General features: G+C 42.5%; 18 protein-coding genes and 1 pseudogene. 10 read left to right on the forward strand and 9 right to left on the reverse strand.

Going from position 1 to position 14,667, the window contains the following annotated elements; genetic code table 11:
• The first annotated feature begins 279 nt into the window (after window positions 1-279).
• Both PX482_RS03655 and gshA read left to right on the forward strand, forming a co-directional pair.
• Window positions 280-672 (forward strand): pre-16S rRNA-processing nuclease YqgF, encoded by a 393-nt coding sequence (locus tag PX482_RS03655; protein ID WP_002758073.1) that lies wholly within the window; start codon window positions 280-282, stop codon window positions 670-672.
• A gap of 39 nt (window positions 673-711) precedes the next feature.
• Complete coding sequence (gene gshA / locus PX482_RS03660; RefSeq protein ID WP_002758072.1) at window positions 712-1,866, forward strand: glutamate--cysteine ligase; 1,155 nt, start codon at window positions 712-714, stop codon at window positions 1,864-1,866.
• Between the two features lie 4 nt (window positions 1,867-1,870).
• On the opposite strand, the gene PX482_RS03665 is transcribed toward gshA, so the two are convergent.
• Window positions 1,871-2,158: a YggT family protein gene (locus PX482_RS03665; RefSeq protein WP_288057471.1), complete on the reverse strand. Its 288-nt coding sequence runs from the start codon at window positions 2,156-2,158 to the stop codon at window positions 1,871-1,873.
• A 253-nt stretch (window positions 2,159-2,411) separates the two neighbouring features.
• Between PX482_RS03665 and fumC the strand changes: the two genes are divergently transcribed.
• A complete protein-coding gene (gene fumC, locus PX482_RS03670) occupies window positions 2,412-3,815 on the forward strand; it encodes a class II fumarate hydratase (RefSeq protein WP_004163124.1) in 1,404 nt (467 codons plus the stop codon).
• 120 nt (window positions 3,816-3,935) lie between these two features.
• Here fumC and PX482_RS03675 read toward each other — a convergent pair whose 3' ends face one another.
• The 6 genes from PX482_RS03675 to PX482_RS03700 all read right to left on the reverse strand — a co-directional run bounded on the left by PX482_RS03675 (window position 3,936) and on the right by PX482_RS03700 (window position 9,479).
• Window positions 3,936-6,263: a WD40/YVTN/BNR-like repeat-containing protein gene (locus tag PX482_RS03675; protein ID WP_288057467.1), complete on the reverse strand. Its 2,328-nt coding sequence runs from the start codon at window positions 6,261-6,263 to the stop codon at window positions 3,936-3,938.
• A gap of 134 nt (window positions 6,264-6,397) precedes the next feature.
• Complete coding sequence (gene pth / locus PX482_RS03680) at window positions 6,398-7,024, reverse strand: aminoacyl-tRNA hydrolase (RefSeq protein ID WP_002758066.1); 627 nt, start codon at window positions 7,022-7,024, stop codon at window positions 6,398-6,400.
• Between the two features lie 49 nt (window positions 7,025-7,073).
• Window positions 7,074-7,298 (reverse strand): DUF2811 domain-containing protein, encoded by a 225-nt coding sequence (locus PX482_RS03685; protein WP_002758065.1) that lies wholly within the window; start codon window positions 7,296-7,298, stop codon window positions 7,074-7,076.
• A gap of 655 nt (window positions 7,299-7,953) precedes the next feature.
• Complete coding sequence (locus PX482_RS03690) at window positions 7,954-8,355, reverse strand: universal stress protein (RefSeq protein WP_002765346.1); 402 nt, start codon at window positions 8,353-8,355, stop codon at window positions 7,954-7,956.
• 68 nt (window positions 8,356-8,423) lie between these two features.
• The gene (gene map, locus PX482_RS03695; RefSeq protein WP_288024817.1) at window positions 8,424-9,269 is read right to left on the reverse strand and encodes a type I methionyl aminopeptidase; all 846 of its coding nucleotides are present in this window, start codon (window positions 9,267-9,269) and stop codon (window positions 8,424-8,426) included.
• A gap of 84 nt (window positions 9,270-9,353) precedes the next feature.
• A complete protein-coding gene (locus PX482_RS03700; RefSeq protein ID WP_288024819.1) occupies window positions 9,354-9,479 on the reverse strand; it encodes a hypothetical protein in 126 nt (41 codons plus the stop codon).
• Window positions 9,480-9,626: 147 nt separating this feature from the next.
• On the opposite strand from PX482_RS03700, the gene trxA reads away from it, so the two are divergent.
• From trxA to PX482_RS03735, 7 genes are all read left to right on the forward strand, one after another.
• On the forward strand, window positions 9,627-9,944 hold the full coding sequence (gene trxA, locus PX482_RS03705; protein ID WP_002758059.1) for a thioredoxin: 318 nt from the start codon (window positions 9,627-9,629) through the stop codon (window positions 9,942-9,944).
• A gap of 33 nt (window positions 9,945-9,977) precedes the next feature.
• Window positions 9,978-10,262, forward strand: coding sequence for a DUF427 domain-containing protein (locus PX482_RS03710; RefSeq protein ID WP_002743550.1), 285 nt, complete (start codon window positions 9,978-9,980; stop codon window positions 10,260-10,262).
• The gene (gene coaD, locus PX482_RS03715) at window positions 10,259-10,732 is read left to right on the forward strand and encodes a pantetheine-phosphate adenylyltransferase (RefSeq protein ID WP_002758057.1); all 474 of its coding nucleotides are present in this window, start codon (window positions 10,259-10,261) and stop codon (window positions 10,730-10,732) included. Before PX482_RS03710 ends, coaD begins: the two co-directional genes overlap by 4 nt.
• Window positions 10,733-10,768: 36 nt before the next feature.
• The gene (locus PX482_RS03720; RefSeq protein WP_002758055.1) at window positions 10,769-11,428 is read left to right on the forward strand and encodes an ATP synthase subunit B family protein; all 660 of its coding nucleotides are present in this window, start codon (window positions 10,769-10,771) and stop codon (window positions 11,426-11,428) included.
• 160 nt (window positions 11,429-11,588) lie between these two features.
• Window positions 11,589-12,386, forward strand: coding sequence for a hypothetical protein (locus PX482_RS03725; protein WP_002758053.1), 798 nt, complete (start codon window positions 11,589-11,591; stop codon window positions 12,384-12,386).
• A 156-nt stretch (window positions 12,387-12,542) separates the two neighbouring features.
• Entirely contained in the window at window positions 12,543-13,385 is an 843-nt protein-coding gene (gene folP / locus PX482_RS03730; RefSeq protein WP_002758049.1) for a dihydropteroate synthase, read from the forward strand.
• Between the two features lie 48 nt (window positions 13,386-13,433).
• Window positions 13,434-13,892, forward strand: coding sequence for a cupin domain-containing protein (locus PX482_RS03735; RefSeq protein WP_002758047.1), 459 nt, complete (start codon window positions 13,434-13,436; stop codon window positions 13,890-13,892).
• Window positions 13,893-13,909: 17 nt separating this feature from the next.
• On the opposite strand, the gene PX482_RS03740 is transcribed toward PX482_RS03735, so the two are convergent.
• Window positions 13,910-14,110 (reverse strand): hypothetical protein, encoded by a 201-nt coding sequence (locus PX482_RS03740; RefSeq protein WP_039899996.1) that lies wholly within the window; start codon window positions 14,108-14,110, stop codon window positions 13,910-13,912.
• Between the two features lie 324 nt (window positions 14,111-14,434).
• Window positions 14,435-14,667, reverse strand: a pseudogene (locus tag PX482_RS03745) (Rpn family recombination-promoting nuclease/putative transposase); the annotation flags it as partial.

Below are 14,667 nucleotides of genomic sequence, written 5' to 3' on the forward strand. Positions count from 1 at the left end.
AGCCAGTAGTCAGTAGTCAGGAGAATTAAGAATGAGCATTAATCAATTAAATGCTCTATTTGGTTATTTTATGCAATTTTATGCTTATTTTTCTCATTTTTGCCCTCTCAAAAATTAATTATGCAAGAACTCTAAAGTTAATTTTGTCAAGGATTGTTCAGATGCGCTTACCCTGCTAAAACCCCAACACCCTAAAACCCTAAAACCCCAAAACCCGACACCCAAGACCCTAATTTAGTGATTTAATAAAACCGACCACTGCTGCAGGAGATAAAAACTATGTGTATTCTCGGTTTTGATCCGGGTAAGGATAAATGTGGGATCGCGGTCAGGTCATCAACGGGGAAAATTTATACCCATGAGGTGATAGCATCGTCACAAGCGCTCGAGCGTTTAGCTAGTCTCTGTCAACAATATCCGCTCGAATTATTGGTGATGGGGAACCAAACCACCTCGAAAAGTTGGTGCCAAAAAATTGCCGCTCGTGTCACTATCCCGATTACTCTAGTAGATGAACGCAATAGTACCCTAGAAGCGCGCGATCGCTATTGGCAAATGTTCCCCCCCAAAGGATTACAGAAACTCATCCCCCAAGGTATGCGTCTTCCCGATCGCCCCATTGATGATATAGTGGCGATTCTGCTGATCGAACGTCATTTACAGTCCAAATAATGTCACACTACAAAATAGACACAGCAAGGTGAATTGACGATGCTCCTAAGTAAAGGTTTTGAAGTGGAAATGTACACCGGAACAGCAGCCGGAGAAATTATCGGTTTATCCGATCGCATTGTCAAGGATTTAGATGGTTTTGTCCGGGAACCGGATAGTCGTAACGTAGAATATACTACGGCTCCCATGACTAACTATGACCGTCTTTTATGCGCTACTTTAAAACCTCGTCTCGCTCTACGGCGATATTTGCGTCGTTTAGGCAATTATACCCTAATCCCTGGCAGTACCCTCTCCTTGGGCGATAGTCAACATTTTTATCGCAGTGACCCCCACAATCCCTATCATGACTATATCGAACAGACCTACGGCACTAATGTAGTCACGGCCAGTATTCATATTAACGTCGGTATTAGCGATTATGAGGATTTAATGCGTGCCTGTCGCTTAATTCGCCTAGAAGCTCCTTTATACTTGGCTTTAAGCGCTTCTTCTCCCTTTCTCGACGGTAAAATCACCGGTTCCCATTCCCGTCGTTGGCAAGTTTTCCCCCAAACTCCCGCTTATGTTCCCCTCTTTGAAAGTCATCAACATTTTGTCACTTGGACCGAGGAACAATTAAAACTCGGTACGATGCAGAATGTTCGTCATCTCTGGGTGTCAGTACGTCCTAACGGTAGCAATCGTCCCTATAATCTCAATCGTCTAGAATTGCGAATTTGTGACCTGATTGCTAATCCTATTAGTTTATTAGCAGTTATGGCTTTTTTAGAGGCCCGTTTAACTCAACTTTTACAAGCTCCCGAATTAGACCCCTTAATTTTAAGTCAATTACCCAGCAGCAATCGCAGCGAGGATTTATTAACTTTAACCCAAGAAAACGAACAGGCTGCCGCGCGTTTTAGTCTTGATGCCACCCTGAGACATTGGTACGATGGCCGGGAAATCTTAGCTAGGGATTGGATTAAAGACCTCTATGTTCAAGTTTATCCGATCGCTAAAGAAAAGGGTTTTAGTTGTTTCCTCTCTCCCTTACAAAAAATCCTCCGCGAAGGTAACACTGCACAACAATGGTTAAAACAATACGACCAAGGTATGGATGTTAAAAGTATTATCAAACAGGCGATTATTACCCTAGAAAAAGAGGAACGAGAGTTAGAACATAAATTATGTCAGCATATTCTAGTTGCGTGAATAATTATTTTAAGGCCATGGTAATTAAACCCTGTTGACCGAGAAGAATTTCCCGCAGCAGCGTACAAATTCCTACCCAAATAATCGGAGAAATATCAACTCCTCCTAAGGGGGGTATGAGTTGACGCACGGGGATTAAAAAAGGTTCCGTGGGCCAGGCAATAATATTAAAGGGAAAGCTATTTAAATCTACCTGTGGATTCCAAGTCAGCACGATCCGTAAGATAAACAAAAGGGTCATCAACCCTAAGATAATTGCCAATGTCCAACTTAATGCGATCGCTGTGTCCATAGTCTCCAATCCCGTCTTTTTTACCGATTATCTTCCCTAAAATATAACAGTTTTTGTCTCATTTAATCATCCTAATCGCCCCAGCACCCTGCCAGTTATTCTTGCCAACCTCCCGGGTAAAAATGCCGCCAATAAAAAGTCCCAATAGGGCTTGACAAACTAGCTAGACTTGACTTATACTTTTGTTATAATGGGAGTCCGTGTCGTCCTGGAGACCCTCTCTTTTCAGGCCAGATGCAGAAGTAACTTAAAGATGACAGAATTTCGCATCGAGAAAGACAGCATGGGAGAAATTCCCGTACCTGCCGATAAACTTTGGGGAGCGCAGACCCAAAGATCCCTACAATACTTTAGTATCGGTGATAATCTCATGCCCCGGGAGATGATCGCGTCCTATGCCATTCTCAAAAAAGCCTGTGCAATTGTCAATCAGCAAAAAAATCGTCTCAGTCAGGAGAGAAAAAACCTAATCTGTCAAGTCTGCGATGAAATTTTAGCCGGACAACACGCGGATAACTTTCCCCTCTACGTTTGGATGACGGGAAGTGGCACCCAGTTTAACATGAACATCAACGAAGTCATCTCCAATCGTTGTAGTCAACTGACGGGGAATCCTCTGGGTAGCAAAACTCCTGTGGATCCCAACGATCATGTTAATATGTCCCAATCGACTAATGATTCCTTTCCCTCGGCCATGTATATTGCCGTTGCCTTGGCAGTCAAGGAAAAATTAATTCCCAGTCTGCAACTATTACGGAATAGTCTCGATGAAAAGGCGCAATTATGGGCAAATATAGTTAAAATTGGTCGCACTCACCTACAGGATGCCACCCCTTTAACCCTCGGACAAGAATTCTCCGGTTATGTGGGTTTATTAGATGATGGCAGCGATTGGCTAGAAAAATGTCTAGAAAAAGTCTATCGTTTATCCTTGGGAGGAACAGCAGTGGGTACGGGAATTAATGCTCCCCCAGATTTTGATCGAGATGTGGCTGCCGAAATCGCTAATCTGACCAAATTACCTTTTATTACCGCCCCTAATAAGTTTACCGTGCAAGGTTCCCACGATGCTCTAGTTTTCTTGAGCGGGGGATTGAAAACTATCGCTAGTTCCCTGTATAAAATTGCTAATGATATCCGTTTACTTAGCTGTGGTCCCCGTTGTGGATTAGGAGAATTACAGCTGCCGGAAAACGAACCGGGTTCTTCAATTATGCCGGGGAAAGTTAATCCCACCCAATGCGAAGCTTTATCGATGATAGCAGTGCAGGTGATGGCTAATGATTTAGCGGTGACGATGGGAGGCGCCGGAGGACATCTGGAAATGAATGTCTATAAACCGCTGTTGATTCATAATCTCATGCAGTCTATCCGTTTGCTCACTGATGGTTGCGCTAATTTCTGTCAGTTTTTGGTGAAGGGGATGACTGCTAATCAAAAACAAATTGAGACTTTTTTAAATCAATCCTTGATGCTGGTGACTGCCTTAAGTCCCGTGATTGGCTACCAAAAGGCTGCCTACGTCGCTCATTATGCCCTAGAAAAGGATTTAACCCTGAAAGTGGCAGCCTTGCAACTGGGATACATCAAGGAAGCGGATTTTGATCGCATTGTTGACCCCGCTAAGATGGTCAATCCCTACGTTGCCGATGGTTAATTCTCTGAGGGGTTGACTGCCGTAAAAATCAGAGGTCGCAGGCAGGCACGGATTCCCATTATATATATAATTATAAGGCAAGCGGCGGGATTTGTCAAGCCCCGCCGGTGAAAATTTCCGCTAAACTTGGCTAATGATAGCGAAGAAAACAAAGAGAAAAACCATAAATGCCCCTGCCATGCGGAAGAAGGATTTAGGAAGATTAATAACTTTCTCCAGTTTCAAGAAACCCACCAGAAAATAAGCGGCGATTGCTAGGAGAATCGGGATAACCACGCGCAAGATTGTGCCAAGGGGACCAGAGAAAAACTCACCGATTTTATAGCGGGTTGTATTTTCTTCCGCATGAGGAGGAATAGTTACACTTGTCCAAGTTTCTCCCCCATCGGTGGAACGAAAAACTGTAGTTTTAGCGCCACCAAAACCGAATAAAGTTTTATCTTGAGCGTAATTAGGAGAAAACTGGACGGAGATACCAGAGGAAGGGATACTATGAATTTTCACTAGGGGTATTTTAGGATCACCAATTGATTTAAAAGTTTCTCCTCCATCGGTAGATTTAAACAAGCCATTTCCCTGTAAACTAACTATTACCGTGCGATCATTAGCATAATCAGGAGAGATAGCAATGGTTTCTACTGATGCCTGCGGATTAAACCCTGGTTTCTCTAATTTTGTCCAACTTTTAGCCCCATCTTTGGTGACAAACAAACCGGAAATTGTCCCAGCAAAAATAGTTCCATCACTGGGATAATTGGGAGACATTGCCAACTGCACATTAGAGGTTTTTGATAGGGGGGTTCCTTGGCTGACATTTTTCCAAGTTAGTCCACCATCAACACTTTGATAAATGCCCTCTTTTCCCGTGACAAACAAAGTTTTATCCTTAGCAAAATCAGGGGAAGCTACCATGGCAGGAGCATAATTACCAAAAATTCTGCCCACTTCACTGATATTTTTAACCGTATTTCCTCCATCGGTAGAACGAAATATTCTCCCCTGCTGATTGGTGAGAAAAAGAGTTTTATCCTTGGCAAAATCTGGGGAAGGAACTATCCTCGGACCGCGGACTCCTTCATCAATTTCGATAATTTTCCAGAAATCACCACTGTTATCGGATTTGGCAAATTTATTGCGTAAAAACCCCGCAAAAATAGTTCTATCTTCTCCATAGTTAGGAGAAAAGGCAATGTCAAAGAAACGCCGGGGATCTTGTCCTGATTCTTCGGGATCTTTACCAAGTCGATAAACCTCTAAACCGCGATTAATTGGTGTCCAAGTTTCCCCTTTATCCCGACTGATGAAGATATTGCCTACATAATTAGCCATGACGACAGTGGCATCCTCGGCATAATTAGGAGAAACCGCCATGGCGATAACTGTTCCCCGGGCTAAAGTTTCTATTTCCTGCCATTGTTTGCCGCTATCTGTGGTTTTAAATAAGCCATTAAATCCCCCTAAAAACATCGTATCTTGAACTATTTTTAAATCCATAAAATGGGGAACTTTATAATCATCAGCCTGTTTATCTTTGGTTAAACCCTCGCTCATTTTTGTCCAACTTTTGCCCCCATCTTGCGAAACATACATTCCCTCATACCAAGTGATGGCATAAAGGGTTGAATTTTGGGCATACTGGGGAGAAATAACGATGTCTTCGATGATTTTATCCTTAATTCCTTCGTTAACAGCTTGGAAGCTTTTACCATCATCAACGGTTTTAAAAATACCTGCTTCTTTTGTGCCGACAAAAAAGGTTTTATCCCTGTCTAAATTAGGAGAAAAAGCAATTGTATCCACTGCCCCCACATTAGCAGGTAAGGGGAGATTCTGCCAAGTTTTCCCCCCATCGGAGGAACTGTATAATTTACCCTGTTCATCCCCAAAAAAAATGCGATTAGGATTGTTGGGAGTAATAGCGAGAAAGGTTATCAGTGCCGTGGTGGGGAAAATATTTGACCAATTTTTACCACCATCTGCGGTTAAATAAACCCCTTTTTCTAATCCCACTGCTGCTGCTATATTGGGATCGGAAGGGGCAATTTGTACAAAGTTAATAAAGTTAGTTGCTAAACCCTGATTAACTTTCTGCCAAGATTCCCCCGCATCTTCACTTTTATAAATACCATCGGATCTTGAAGCTAGATAGAGAATATTTTTATTGAGGGGAGATAGGGATAAGGAACTTAATTCCCCCGTATAATCTAAACCTTGAATTAATCTTGTCCAGTTGCTACCTCCATCCCTAGACTTATAAAAGTTATTTCGCACCAAGATATATACTGTATTATCTGTCTGGAAATCGGGAGAAACTTCCACTTGACTAATTACATCATGGGGACGATGGGCAAAAGCAGGATTACTCCAAAGACAAAAAACTGTAGCGATTATCAATAAAATGAGATTAAACTTGTGGGCGAATCTCAGCAAACTTTGGCGATTAATCATACTTAAACTGCTAATATCGAGGATAAAAATTGACCTAATCTAGCAAAGGGCGATCAAAATTTGACCAAGGGTTCTGTAAGAGTATAGACGAAAATGGCTATTATAACCATTACTAAAATCAGGCTTATTTGCTATCAGCATAGATCAGAACCAATCTCTACACTTTGATTATTGTAGAGACTCATTGCCTTTTGTAACCCTTGTTTGAGACCAAGTTCGATCGCTTTTCTGGACAAGTCTAACACTTTCAAGATGACTTCGTTTTCTTGGGGGGTGAATCGGCCTAAAACGTGGGAAATAGTTGCTTTTTCGCTTGATTTACCGATTCCTATGCGTAAACGAGCGAAGCTTTCCGTGCCAACGTGGGCAATCATCGATTTAATACCGTTGTGTCCGCCAGCCGATCCCGATAGACGGATTCTCAACCGGCCTAGGGGCAGATCCATATCATCGTAAATGACTAAAATCGACTCCGGCTCCAGTTTATACCAGTCCAGCACCGCTCGCACCGATTGCCCGGAGCGATTCATATAGGTTTGGGGTTTTAAAAGACGAATTTTGCCCGGGAGAGGACTGTCACCTTCGGCAATAAAACCTTGAAATCGCTTGTTTTCCTGCCAAGATAGCCCCCAATCCCGTGCTAATGAGTCCACAGCTTCAAAACCGATATTATGACGGGTGCGATCATATTTGGGTTCAGGATTACCCAAACCGATAATTAGCTGAGGAATGATTAAATTAGGGGTTTTATCGGAATTCATAGGGGAAAATCGGGTTTTTAACCATGACCCGACTCTTATTATCCCCGAATTAGCACTCCGAGCGCTGGAACAAAGTTTCTAGATAAACCTTGGCACAGCTATTTTGCTCCTCAAAATTCATCCTTTCGGAGGATTGACAATTAAGTAGAAAAAATGATATAGCCGCCGTAAACACACCATCTTGATCCCAACTGGGGTGAGTTTCTAGATATTGTTGTAGGGATTGGTGGAGGATTTCGGGGATTTCTGCCAAGATACTGACTGATGTATTCATATCGTTTACCTCTGATCGGAAGTGGGGAAATCCCTGACTGGTGCAGTGGACAGTAAGGACTATTGTGAGCCAAGTTGGGGGGAGTTGCAATATTACCAGATGTAAAGGAATGCTTCAGAAAAACTTAATATTTACGAGGGAATAAGGGTTAGAGCTAGATTTTATTTACTTAACTTAACAGTAACTCAGTATCTATCGATGGGTATTTTGACAATCAAGATTAATTTTTTCTGGAAGCAAGTGCCGATTCTATCGCTGTTGCCTGTGGAAAAGTCTGGGTAAACTGTGGAAAACTGGGGAGTGAGTGGGGAAAGACCGGGGAATGTATGGGGGAAAACATCGGGGAAAAATAAGATTTGCAAATTTTAGTCAGCAGTGATGATCAAGACTACTTAGGGTTTGCTGAATAAATCTAAAAACCTTGTTGGATAAGACTTTTGGACTTTTTTCCCCTCAAAAAGTGCCAGCCATTGCGGGGATCGGGGGAAAATTCAGGTACTTTTTCCCTGAAAATTAGGTAGTTGACCACCTGAAAATCGGTAAAACCCCACACCCCACACCCCACACCCCACACCCTGCCCCTAGGAAAAGCTTTTTCAGCAAACCCTACTTAGGCACTCTTGCCAGAGTACCTTTTCTAGCTGAATGCTGGCTGCTATGCTTTTACCACCAATACGGAACAGGTAGCTTCTGCCACCACGAGACTACTAACAGAATCTTCGATCACCCGTTGAACTCCCGTTAATCCCCGGCTGCCGATCACGATCAGATCAGCTTGATAGATATTAGCTAAACGAATAATTTCCTCCGCTGGATCACCAAAGATGACCTCGATTTCACTAGGGGTAGCAATCTGGGATTGATAGCAGCGCAATTGATCTTCAATGATCTCACGGGAGGGGTGAGGGCGATCCACTGCCGATTCATCTCCCTCCTTACTGAGAATATGGGTGAGTATAATGCAAGAATTTGCCGTTAGAGAAAGGGAATTCAAAGCATGGAGGACTCGATGGGATGATTCCCCACAATCCAAGGCAACAACGATATTTTTAAACATTTTGACTAAATCCTACCGCTAAATAAATTTCCAATTAAGATTCCAAGGCAAAAAATCTATAGATAATTTTATAGGTTATTGCGATCGGTTAGGATTTCATAACCTGTGGCGGTTACTAGGACAGTATGCTCAAATTGAGCGGAGAGAGCATTATCCATCGTCACCACCGTCCAACGATCGCGTAAAGTTCTGGTATGTTTAGATCCCCCATTGACAATTGGTTCAATTGCCAGAGTCATCCCGGCGCGGAGTTTGACATTGGGTAACTCATTAGTGCGAAAATTAAATACCGAGGGTTCTTCGTGGAGATTTCTGCCGACTCCATGGCCGGTAAAATCTTCTACCACCTGGAAACCGTTAGCTTGAACGTGATCTTCGATCGCTCCCGCAATATCGAGCAGATAATTGCCCGCTTTTACCTGATTTATGCCTTTATATAAAGCTTCTTCCGCCACGCGGATTAATTTTTCGGTTTTTGGAGAGACGGAACCGATAGCGATCGTGATACAGGAATCCCCATGATAACCTTGGTAGTAGGCCCCCGTATCTACCTTTAACACAGAACCAGCTTTGAGGCGTTTTTTCGGGCTAGGGATACCGTGAACGACTTCGTTATCGACGGAGGCACAAATCGAGGCAGGAAAGCCATAATAACCTTTAAAACTGGGAGTAGCACCCATTTCGCGAATACGTTTTTCCGCATAGACATCCAGAGCCGCCGTCGTCATCCCGGGTTGAGCGATCTCGGCGATTTCCTTGAGGACTGTAGCGGCAATTTTACCCGCTTGTCGCATAATAACGATTTCTGCGGCGGATTTAGTTTCGATTCCCCGGCGGCTTTTCTGTACTCGCGGTGAACCTACTTGCTCTGGAGTTTTAGTTTCGGGAAAAAGCAGCTTGGTTAGGATGTTCATGGACAGTTGGCTGTCGAGTCTTTAACTTAACTTAGCATTTTCCCGGCGATCGATGACTGCTCTGGAGAAATCAAAAATCTTCCCTTAGGTGAGGAGACAGGAGACTCCGAGACAGGAGATGGGGAGATAGGGAGATAGGGAGATAGGGAGATAGGAGAAGGGAGTGGGGAGATGAGGATAAAAAAGACAAGAGACAACTATACTAGCCATAAAACCGAAAATTATCGCAAATTTATCTGACTTTTAAGATATTTTGAGCCGATAGCACATCGAGAACTTACTTTTGCAGGAGAGCTAAGGGACATTTAGAAAAGCTATAGTAGGGAAAAGGCTATTTTTCTGGCGAGGTGACAATTTATGGCAGTCAAAAAAGAGTTTTCCAGTTTTCAGGAACTGTTGCAAACCACTAATCTTCCCGTGTTAGTGGATTTCTATGCCACTTGGTGCGGTCCTTGTCAAATGATGGCTCCGATTCTAGAACAAACGGGAATGTATTTCAAAAATCGCCTACAAATTGTCAAAATTGATACAGACAAATATCCCAATTTAGCCAGTAAGTACGGTATTCAAGCTTTACCCACTTTAGTAGTCTTTAAAAATGGTCAACCGATCGATCGAATCGAGGGAGTGATGCAGGTTAACCAACTGGTTCAACATTTACAAACTCTGTTGTAAGATAATTTTGAACCAGAACTAGGAGTTAGTGTCATGGCAAAGGCGATTTGGAATGGTGCAGTGGTAGCGGAAAGCGATAACTGCGAAATTGTCGAGGGAAACTACTATTTTCCCCCCGATACCATCAAAGCTGAATATTTTCAACCCAGTAACACCCATACCATTTGTTCTTGGAAAGGAGAGGCTAGTTATTATACTCTCAGGGTAGATGGACAGGACAATAAAGATGCCGCTTGGTATTATCCCGATCCTAAACCAAAAGCCCAAAATATTAAAGGATATATCGCTTTTTGGCGAGGTGTGAAGGTTGAGAAATGATCGCCATCTACCCCGGCAGCTTCGATCCAGTTACACTCGGTCATTTAGATATTATCGAACGCAGTGTGCCACTATTCGAGCGAGTAATCGTGGCAGTTCTCTGCAATCCCCATAAAAACCCCCTGTTTACGGTCGAAAAACGCATAGAACAGATCAGTTACTGTACAAAACACCTGAAAAACGTTGAGATAGACAGTTTTTCAGGATTGACGGTTGAATATGCCAGATTAAAAGGTGCTAAGGTGCTGTTGCGGGGGTTGCGGGTTCTCTCAGACTTTGAAAAAGAACTGCAAATGGCACACACCAATAAAACTCTCTGGGAAGGAATCGAAACGGTTTTTTTAGCCACCACTAAAGAATATAGTTTTTTAAGCAGTAGCGTGGTTAAAGAAATCGCTCAATTCGGTGGCTCTGTCACCCATCTAGTCCCAGAAAACGTTTCTAGGGATATTTACTCATACTATAGCTAACATACTAAAATACAGTAATGAGGACGATCTGAACCTATGGCGCGCCGAGAACCTAATGATCCCAGAAAAGCAGTACCTAACACTTCTAATAGTGGGGTTCCCAGTCCACCCGTCGATTTCGATATCTATCAGGATCTGGCGCGTCTGCAAGAGATGATTTTTGATAGTTTCCATATCCCCCTCACCCGTTGGACAATCATCGATGAGGGACAGATATCCGAACAGATCGATCTCATCTATGAAACCGTGCCACCAGCAGTACAGAAAGCTTTGGCAATTTTGCAGGAAGAACAGGAAATTATCACTAAAGCGGAGGAATACGCTCAACAAGTCCTTCGTTCCGCTCAACAAAGGGCTGCCCAAATTCTCGACGAGTCTGGTATTATTCAACAAGCAGAACGGCAAGCGGCCCAAATTCGTCAACGGGTTCAGCAGGAATGCGAATCCTTGCAACAACAAACCCTCGATGAAATCGAACAGATGCGTCACAGCACCTTGCAGGAAGTGCAACAGTTACGACAAAAAACCCAAGCTGAATGTCATGAAATTCAAAAAGGCGCTGACGACTATGCCGAAGCGGTTTTAGAACATCTCGATCGAGAATTAGGGGAAATGTTACAAGTTATTCGCAACGGTCGTCAACAGGTAAGATCGAAACCAACATCTTCAAAAAATCTACCCGGAGAACGTCCTTAATCAGTTATCAGTTATCAGTTATCAGTTATCAGATGTAAGTTTTAAGTTAATTAGTTAGTTAGTTATCTTCATCTTTATCCCTGATTACTGTTTACTATTTACCGCTCGCTGAAAAGAACCAAACCTCCGATTCCTCACCGATAACTGATAACGGAATTTCATGAATAACTCCTCCTCGAATTCCCATCTATTCGGACGCTTTGTCAGCGGGTTATTCAGCTGGAAAATTTGGTTATTTGTCCAGATATTTCAAGGCAGTAACAGCTTTTATCGATTCCTGTATCATTATTTATATCGTCGTCCTAAAATCGATCGCATTCTCAGTAGCGATGTCATCTATATTCCCGATAAAAAACTTTATAGCATTCCCCTCGATGTGCTGAAAATGGAGCGGCAAATGGTTAATAGTGAGCGCCAGCAGTTGACTTCTATTACTACTTGGAAAGTTAAAACGATTCATCCCACCATCACCGAAACCGAGATACAACTCCACGATATTACCGTCGATTTACAACAGGTACACCTGATTAAATCAGACCTTAATAACTATGATTATACTAACACTCGCCGCTTGGCTCCTCTGGTGAAAACCTTACTTTTTGAAATTAACCCCAAAATTGCCAGTTTAGTAGAAAAGAAAAATCAATTAAATAGACTGCGAAATCTGGCCGCATCTTCCGAAATTTTTCATTCACAAACCCCATTGTACGATCGAGCAATTAATCAAGTCCAGCTAATTATTGATCAAGCGGAAGCTTTGAGACAAGAATGTTTAAAATTTATCCGAGAAACCCTGATCGAACGGGAATTAGTGCAATCCGAGATCGATAGCAATCTCGTTGATTGTAACCTCGATTTTGCCAGTCAATATCAACTAATTCAAGAAAAATATCAACTCTGGAAAGAAGAAGTACAAGCTTATTTTGAATTAAAAGATTCTTCCCTACCTAAAAATTAACTATGACCATCAGTATTCAGTATTCAGGAGTTAGGAGTCAGGAGCCAGTATTCAGGAGTCAGGAGATTATTTTTATTTATTCTCCCTTTTGCATGAGTGCATGAGTGCATGAGTGCCTCTCCTGATATGTAGCCTATACTCAACGGATTTAGTATTATGTCTAGTTTAACGGCAATTCGTGAACATATTTTTGCTTGGGGAAAACGCACCTATATCATGGGTGTTTTAAACGTTACTCCCGATAGTTTTAGTGATGGGGGAGAATTTGACAATGTTGAAAATGCCCTGCTACAAGCGATGAAAATGATCGAGGCTGGGGCTGATATAATCGATATCGGTGGTCAATCCAGCCGTCCGGGAGCGCAAGAAATTAGCCTAGAAGCAGAATTATTGCGAGTTATCCCCGTAATCACCGCTATTCGACAACAAAGTTCTATTCCTATCTCTCTAGATACCACTAGGGCGATTGTAGCAGCCCAAGGTATCGCCGCTGGGGCCGATTTGATCAATGATATTTCTGGGGGAACCTTCGATCGCCTATTATTGCCGACGGTGGCTAAATTGGCCGTTCCCATCATCCTCATGCACCTGCGGGGCAATCCGCAAACCATGCAATCTCTAACACATTATGACGATTTAGTCAAGGAAATTAAAGAATTTTTACAGAATCGCGTTAAGGAAGCTTTACAGTGGGGTATTGCTAGGGAAAATATTATCATCGATCCAGGGATTGGTTTCGCCAAAACTGGACGACAAAATCTTGAGTTATTGCGAGAATTAGGGCAATTTCGGGATTTAGGTTTACCTATTTTAATTGGATTGTCGAGAAAACGCTTTATCGGCGAGATTACAGGCAAAGATGACCCAAAAGAACGAGTTTTCGGAACGGCGGCGGCCTGTGCTTTAGCGATCGCTAAGGGGGCCGATATCCTGCGCGTCCATGATGTGGATGCGATCGTAGATGTGAGGAAAGTGGTGGACGCAATCGAGCGAAGTTGAAAATTTTTGCTAGTCTTAGAATCATCCACAGTTCGATCGAAATTAGCGATGAATAGCCAACTAACCAGCGATCATTGTATGTTACCCGTGATTCGATCTCCCCGGGATTATCAAGTTTTTCGCATTAGCGCTGGGGATACGAATCGTTTAGCGATCGTCTTCGATTCTACCGTAGCGGGGGATTCCTTGACCGTCTGTGTGGAAATTTTCGATCCCCACGGTCGCACCCCTACCCATCGTCATCATTTTGCCGTAGAAATGTTTTTTATCCTCAAAGGGGAGGGAATGGCTATCTGTGATGGTAAACCGATTCCCCTGGGGCCGGGGGATAGTTTATTAGTCCGTCCCACGGGTATTCACGAGATTAGAAATGTGGGGGACGGAAGACTTTATGCACTATGTTTTATGGTTCCCAATGAGGATTTTTCGGAATTAATTCGCAATGGTATCCCAGAGGAGTTAGACGCAGAAGATTTAGAGGTGTTGATGGGAACTATTAAAGGATAATCAAGCAATATCATCCCTTAAATTTTGGGCTTTTTTTTCAGGAAAAGAGCGATAAAAAAGGTAAAGGTTCCTCCCAGAAGTCCGAAGATTAGCCAATTTAATCTTGGATAGCCTTTATTGATAGCGATGACTGTAGCAATGCCACCGATGAGACAATGCCAGAAAAAAAGCAACAAGAATAAATCCAAACTGGGAGAAATATCAGCAATTAGTTTCATATTTTATCAGTAGAGCAATAGAGTTAATTGTTTAGATAGCAAATCTCTAGAATTTTTCCAATGACCGAGTCCCTGACCCGATTTTATGTTTATTTACATCTATAAGTATTTCTCTTATTTTTTTGTCCAAGGCCATTTTGTTCCCATCTCGGTTAAAGCTGAAAAAAATAGATAGAGAATAAGAAGGGCAACACAAAAGAGAAAAGTCAATAAGTCGTTATTCATCGAGTTATCCCTGATAGCTTAAAGGTCACTGATTCGCTACTATCCATTTGCCCACTACTTAGCAATTGCTGCTTTTCTAGACTTTTTAAACAGGATTGATTATTGTTGCTGTTGTGCCAAATAGTTAAGCACTGTGTCCAGAGTTAATTCTAAGCGTTCTGAGATTTGTTGTGGGGTTAAACCGAGGTCTTGCAGTAGAGGAATTGTTTTCAATTTTTGCAAGTTTATTCCCTGTTCAATTCCCTGTTCAATTCCCTGTTCAATTCCCTGTTCAATTCCCTGTTCAATTCCCTGTTCAATTCCATCTCCAAAAGCTTCTTGATAGAAACGAG

The sequence above is a fragment of the Microcystis sp. M53602_WE12 genome (assembly GCF_030065455.1).
GTDB lineage: Bacteria > Cyanobacteriota > Cyanobacteriia > Cyanobacteriales > Microcystaceae > Microcystis > Microcystis aeruginosa.

What these genes read in the sequence shown, in the direction of transcription:
- PX482_RS03740 (WP_039899996.1), bottom strand. Translation starts at nt 14,110, where the DNA reads ATGAAACTAATTGCTGATATTTCTCCCAGTTTGGATTTATTCTTGTTG.
- gshA (WP_002758072.1), top strand. Translation starts at nt 712, where the DNA reads ATGCTCCTAAGTAAAGGTTTTGAAGTGGAAATGTACACCGGAACAGCA.
- coaD (WP_002758057.1), top strand. Translation starts at nt 10,259, where the DNA reads ATGATCGCCATCTACCCCGGCAGCTTCGATCCAGTTACACTCGGTCAT.
- PX482_RS03685 (WP_002758065.1), bottom strand. Translation starts at nt 7,298, where the DNA reads ATGAATACATCAGTCAGTATCTTGGCAGAAATCCCCGAAATCCTCCAC.
- PX482_RS03720 (WP_002758055.1), top strand. Translation starts at nt 10,769, where the DNA reads ATGGCGCGCCGAGAACCTAATGATCCCAGAAAAGCAGTACCTAACACT.
- PX482_RS03710 (WP_002743550.1), top strand. Translation starts at nt 9,978, where the DNA reads ATGGCAAAGGCGATTTGGAATGGTGCAGTGGTAGCGGAAAGCGATAAC.
- pth (WP_002758066.1), bottom strand. Translation starts at nt 7,024, where the DNA reads ATGAATTCCGATAAAACCCCTAATTTAATCATTCCTCAGCTAATTATC.
- PX482_RS03690 (WP_002765346.1), bottom strand. Translation starts at nt 8,355, where the DNA reads ATGTTTAAAAATATCGTTGTTGCCTTGGATTGTGGGGAATCATCCCAT.
- PX482_RS03675 (WP_288057467.1), bottom strand. Translation starts at nt 6,263, where the DNA reads ATGATTAATCGCCAAAGTTTGCTGAGATTCGCCCACAAGTTTAATCTC.
- PX482_RS03700 (WP_288024819.1), bottom strand. Translation starts at nt 9,479, where the DNA reads ATGGCTAGTATAGTTGTCTCTTGTCTTTTTTATCCTCATCTCCCCACT.
- folP (WP_002758049.1), top strand. Translation starts at nt 12,543, where the DNA reads ATGTCTAGTTTAACGGCAATTCGTGAACATATTTTTGCTTGGGGAAAA.
- map (WP_288024817.1), bottom strand. Translation starts at nt 9,269, where the DNA reads ATGAACATCCTAACCAAGCTGCTTTTTCCCGAAACTAAAACTCCAGAG.
- PX482_RS03725 (WP_002758053.1), top strand. Translation starts at nt 11,589, where the DNA reads ATGAATAACTCCTCCTCGAATTCCCATCTATTCGGACGCTTTGTCAGC.
- fumC (WP_004163124.1), top strand. Translation starts at nt 2,412, where the DNA reads ATGACAGAATTTCGCATCGAGAAAGACAGCATGGGAGAAATTCCCGTA.
- PX482_RS03735 (WP_002758047.1), top strand. Translation starts at nt 13,434, where the DNA reads ATGAATAGCCAACTAACCAGCGATCATTGTATGTTACCCGTGATTCGA.
- trxA (WP_002758059.1), top strand. Translation starts at nt 9,627, where the DNA reads ATGGCAGTCAAAAAAGAGTTTTCCAGTTTTCAGGAACTGTTGCAAACC.
- PX482_RS03655 (WP_002758073.1), top strand. Translation starts at nt 280, where the DNA reads ATGTGTATTCTCGGTTTTGATCCGGGTAAGGATAAATGTGGGATCGCG.
- PX482_RS03665 (WP_288057471.1), bottom strand. Translation starts at nt 2,158, where the DNA reads ATGGACACAGCGATCGCATTAAGTTGGACATTGGCAATTATCTTAGGG.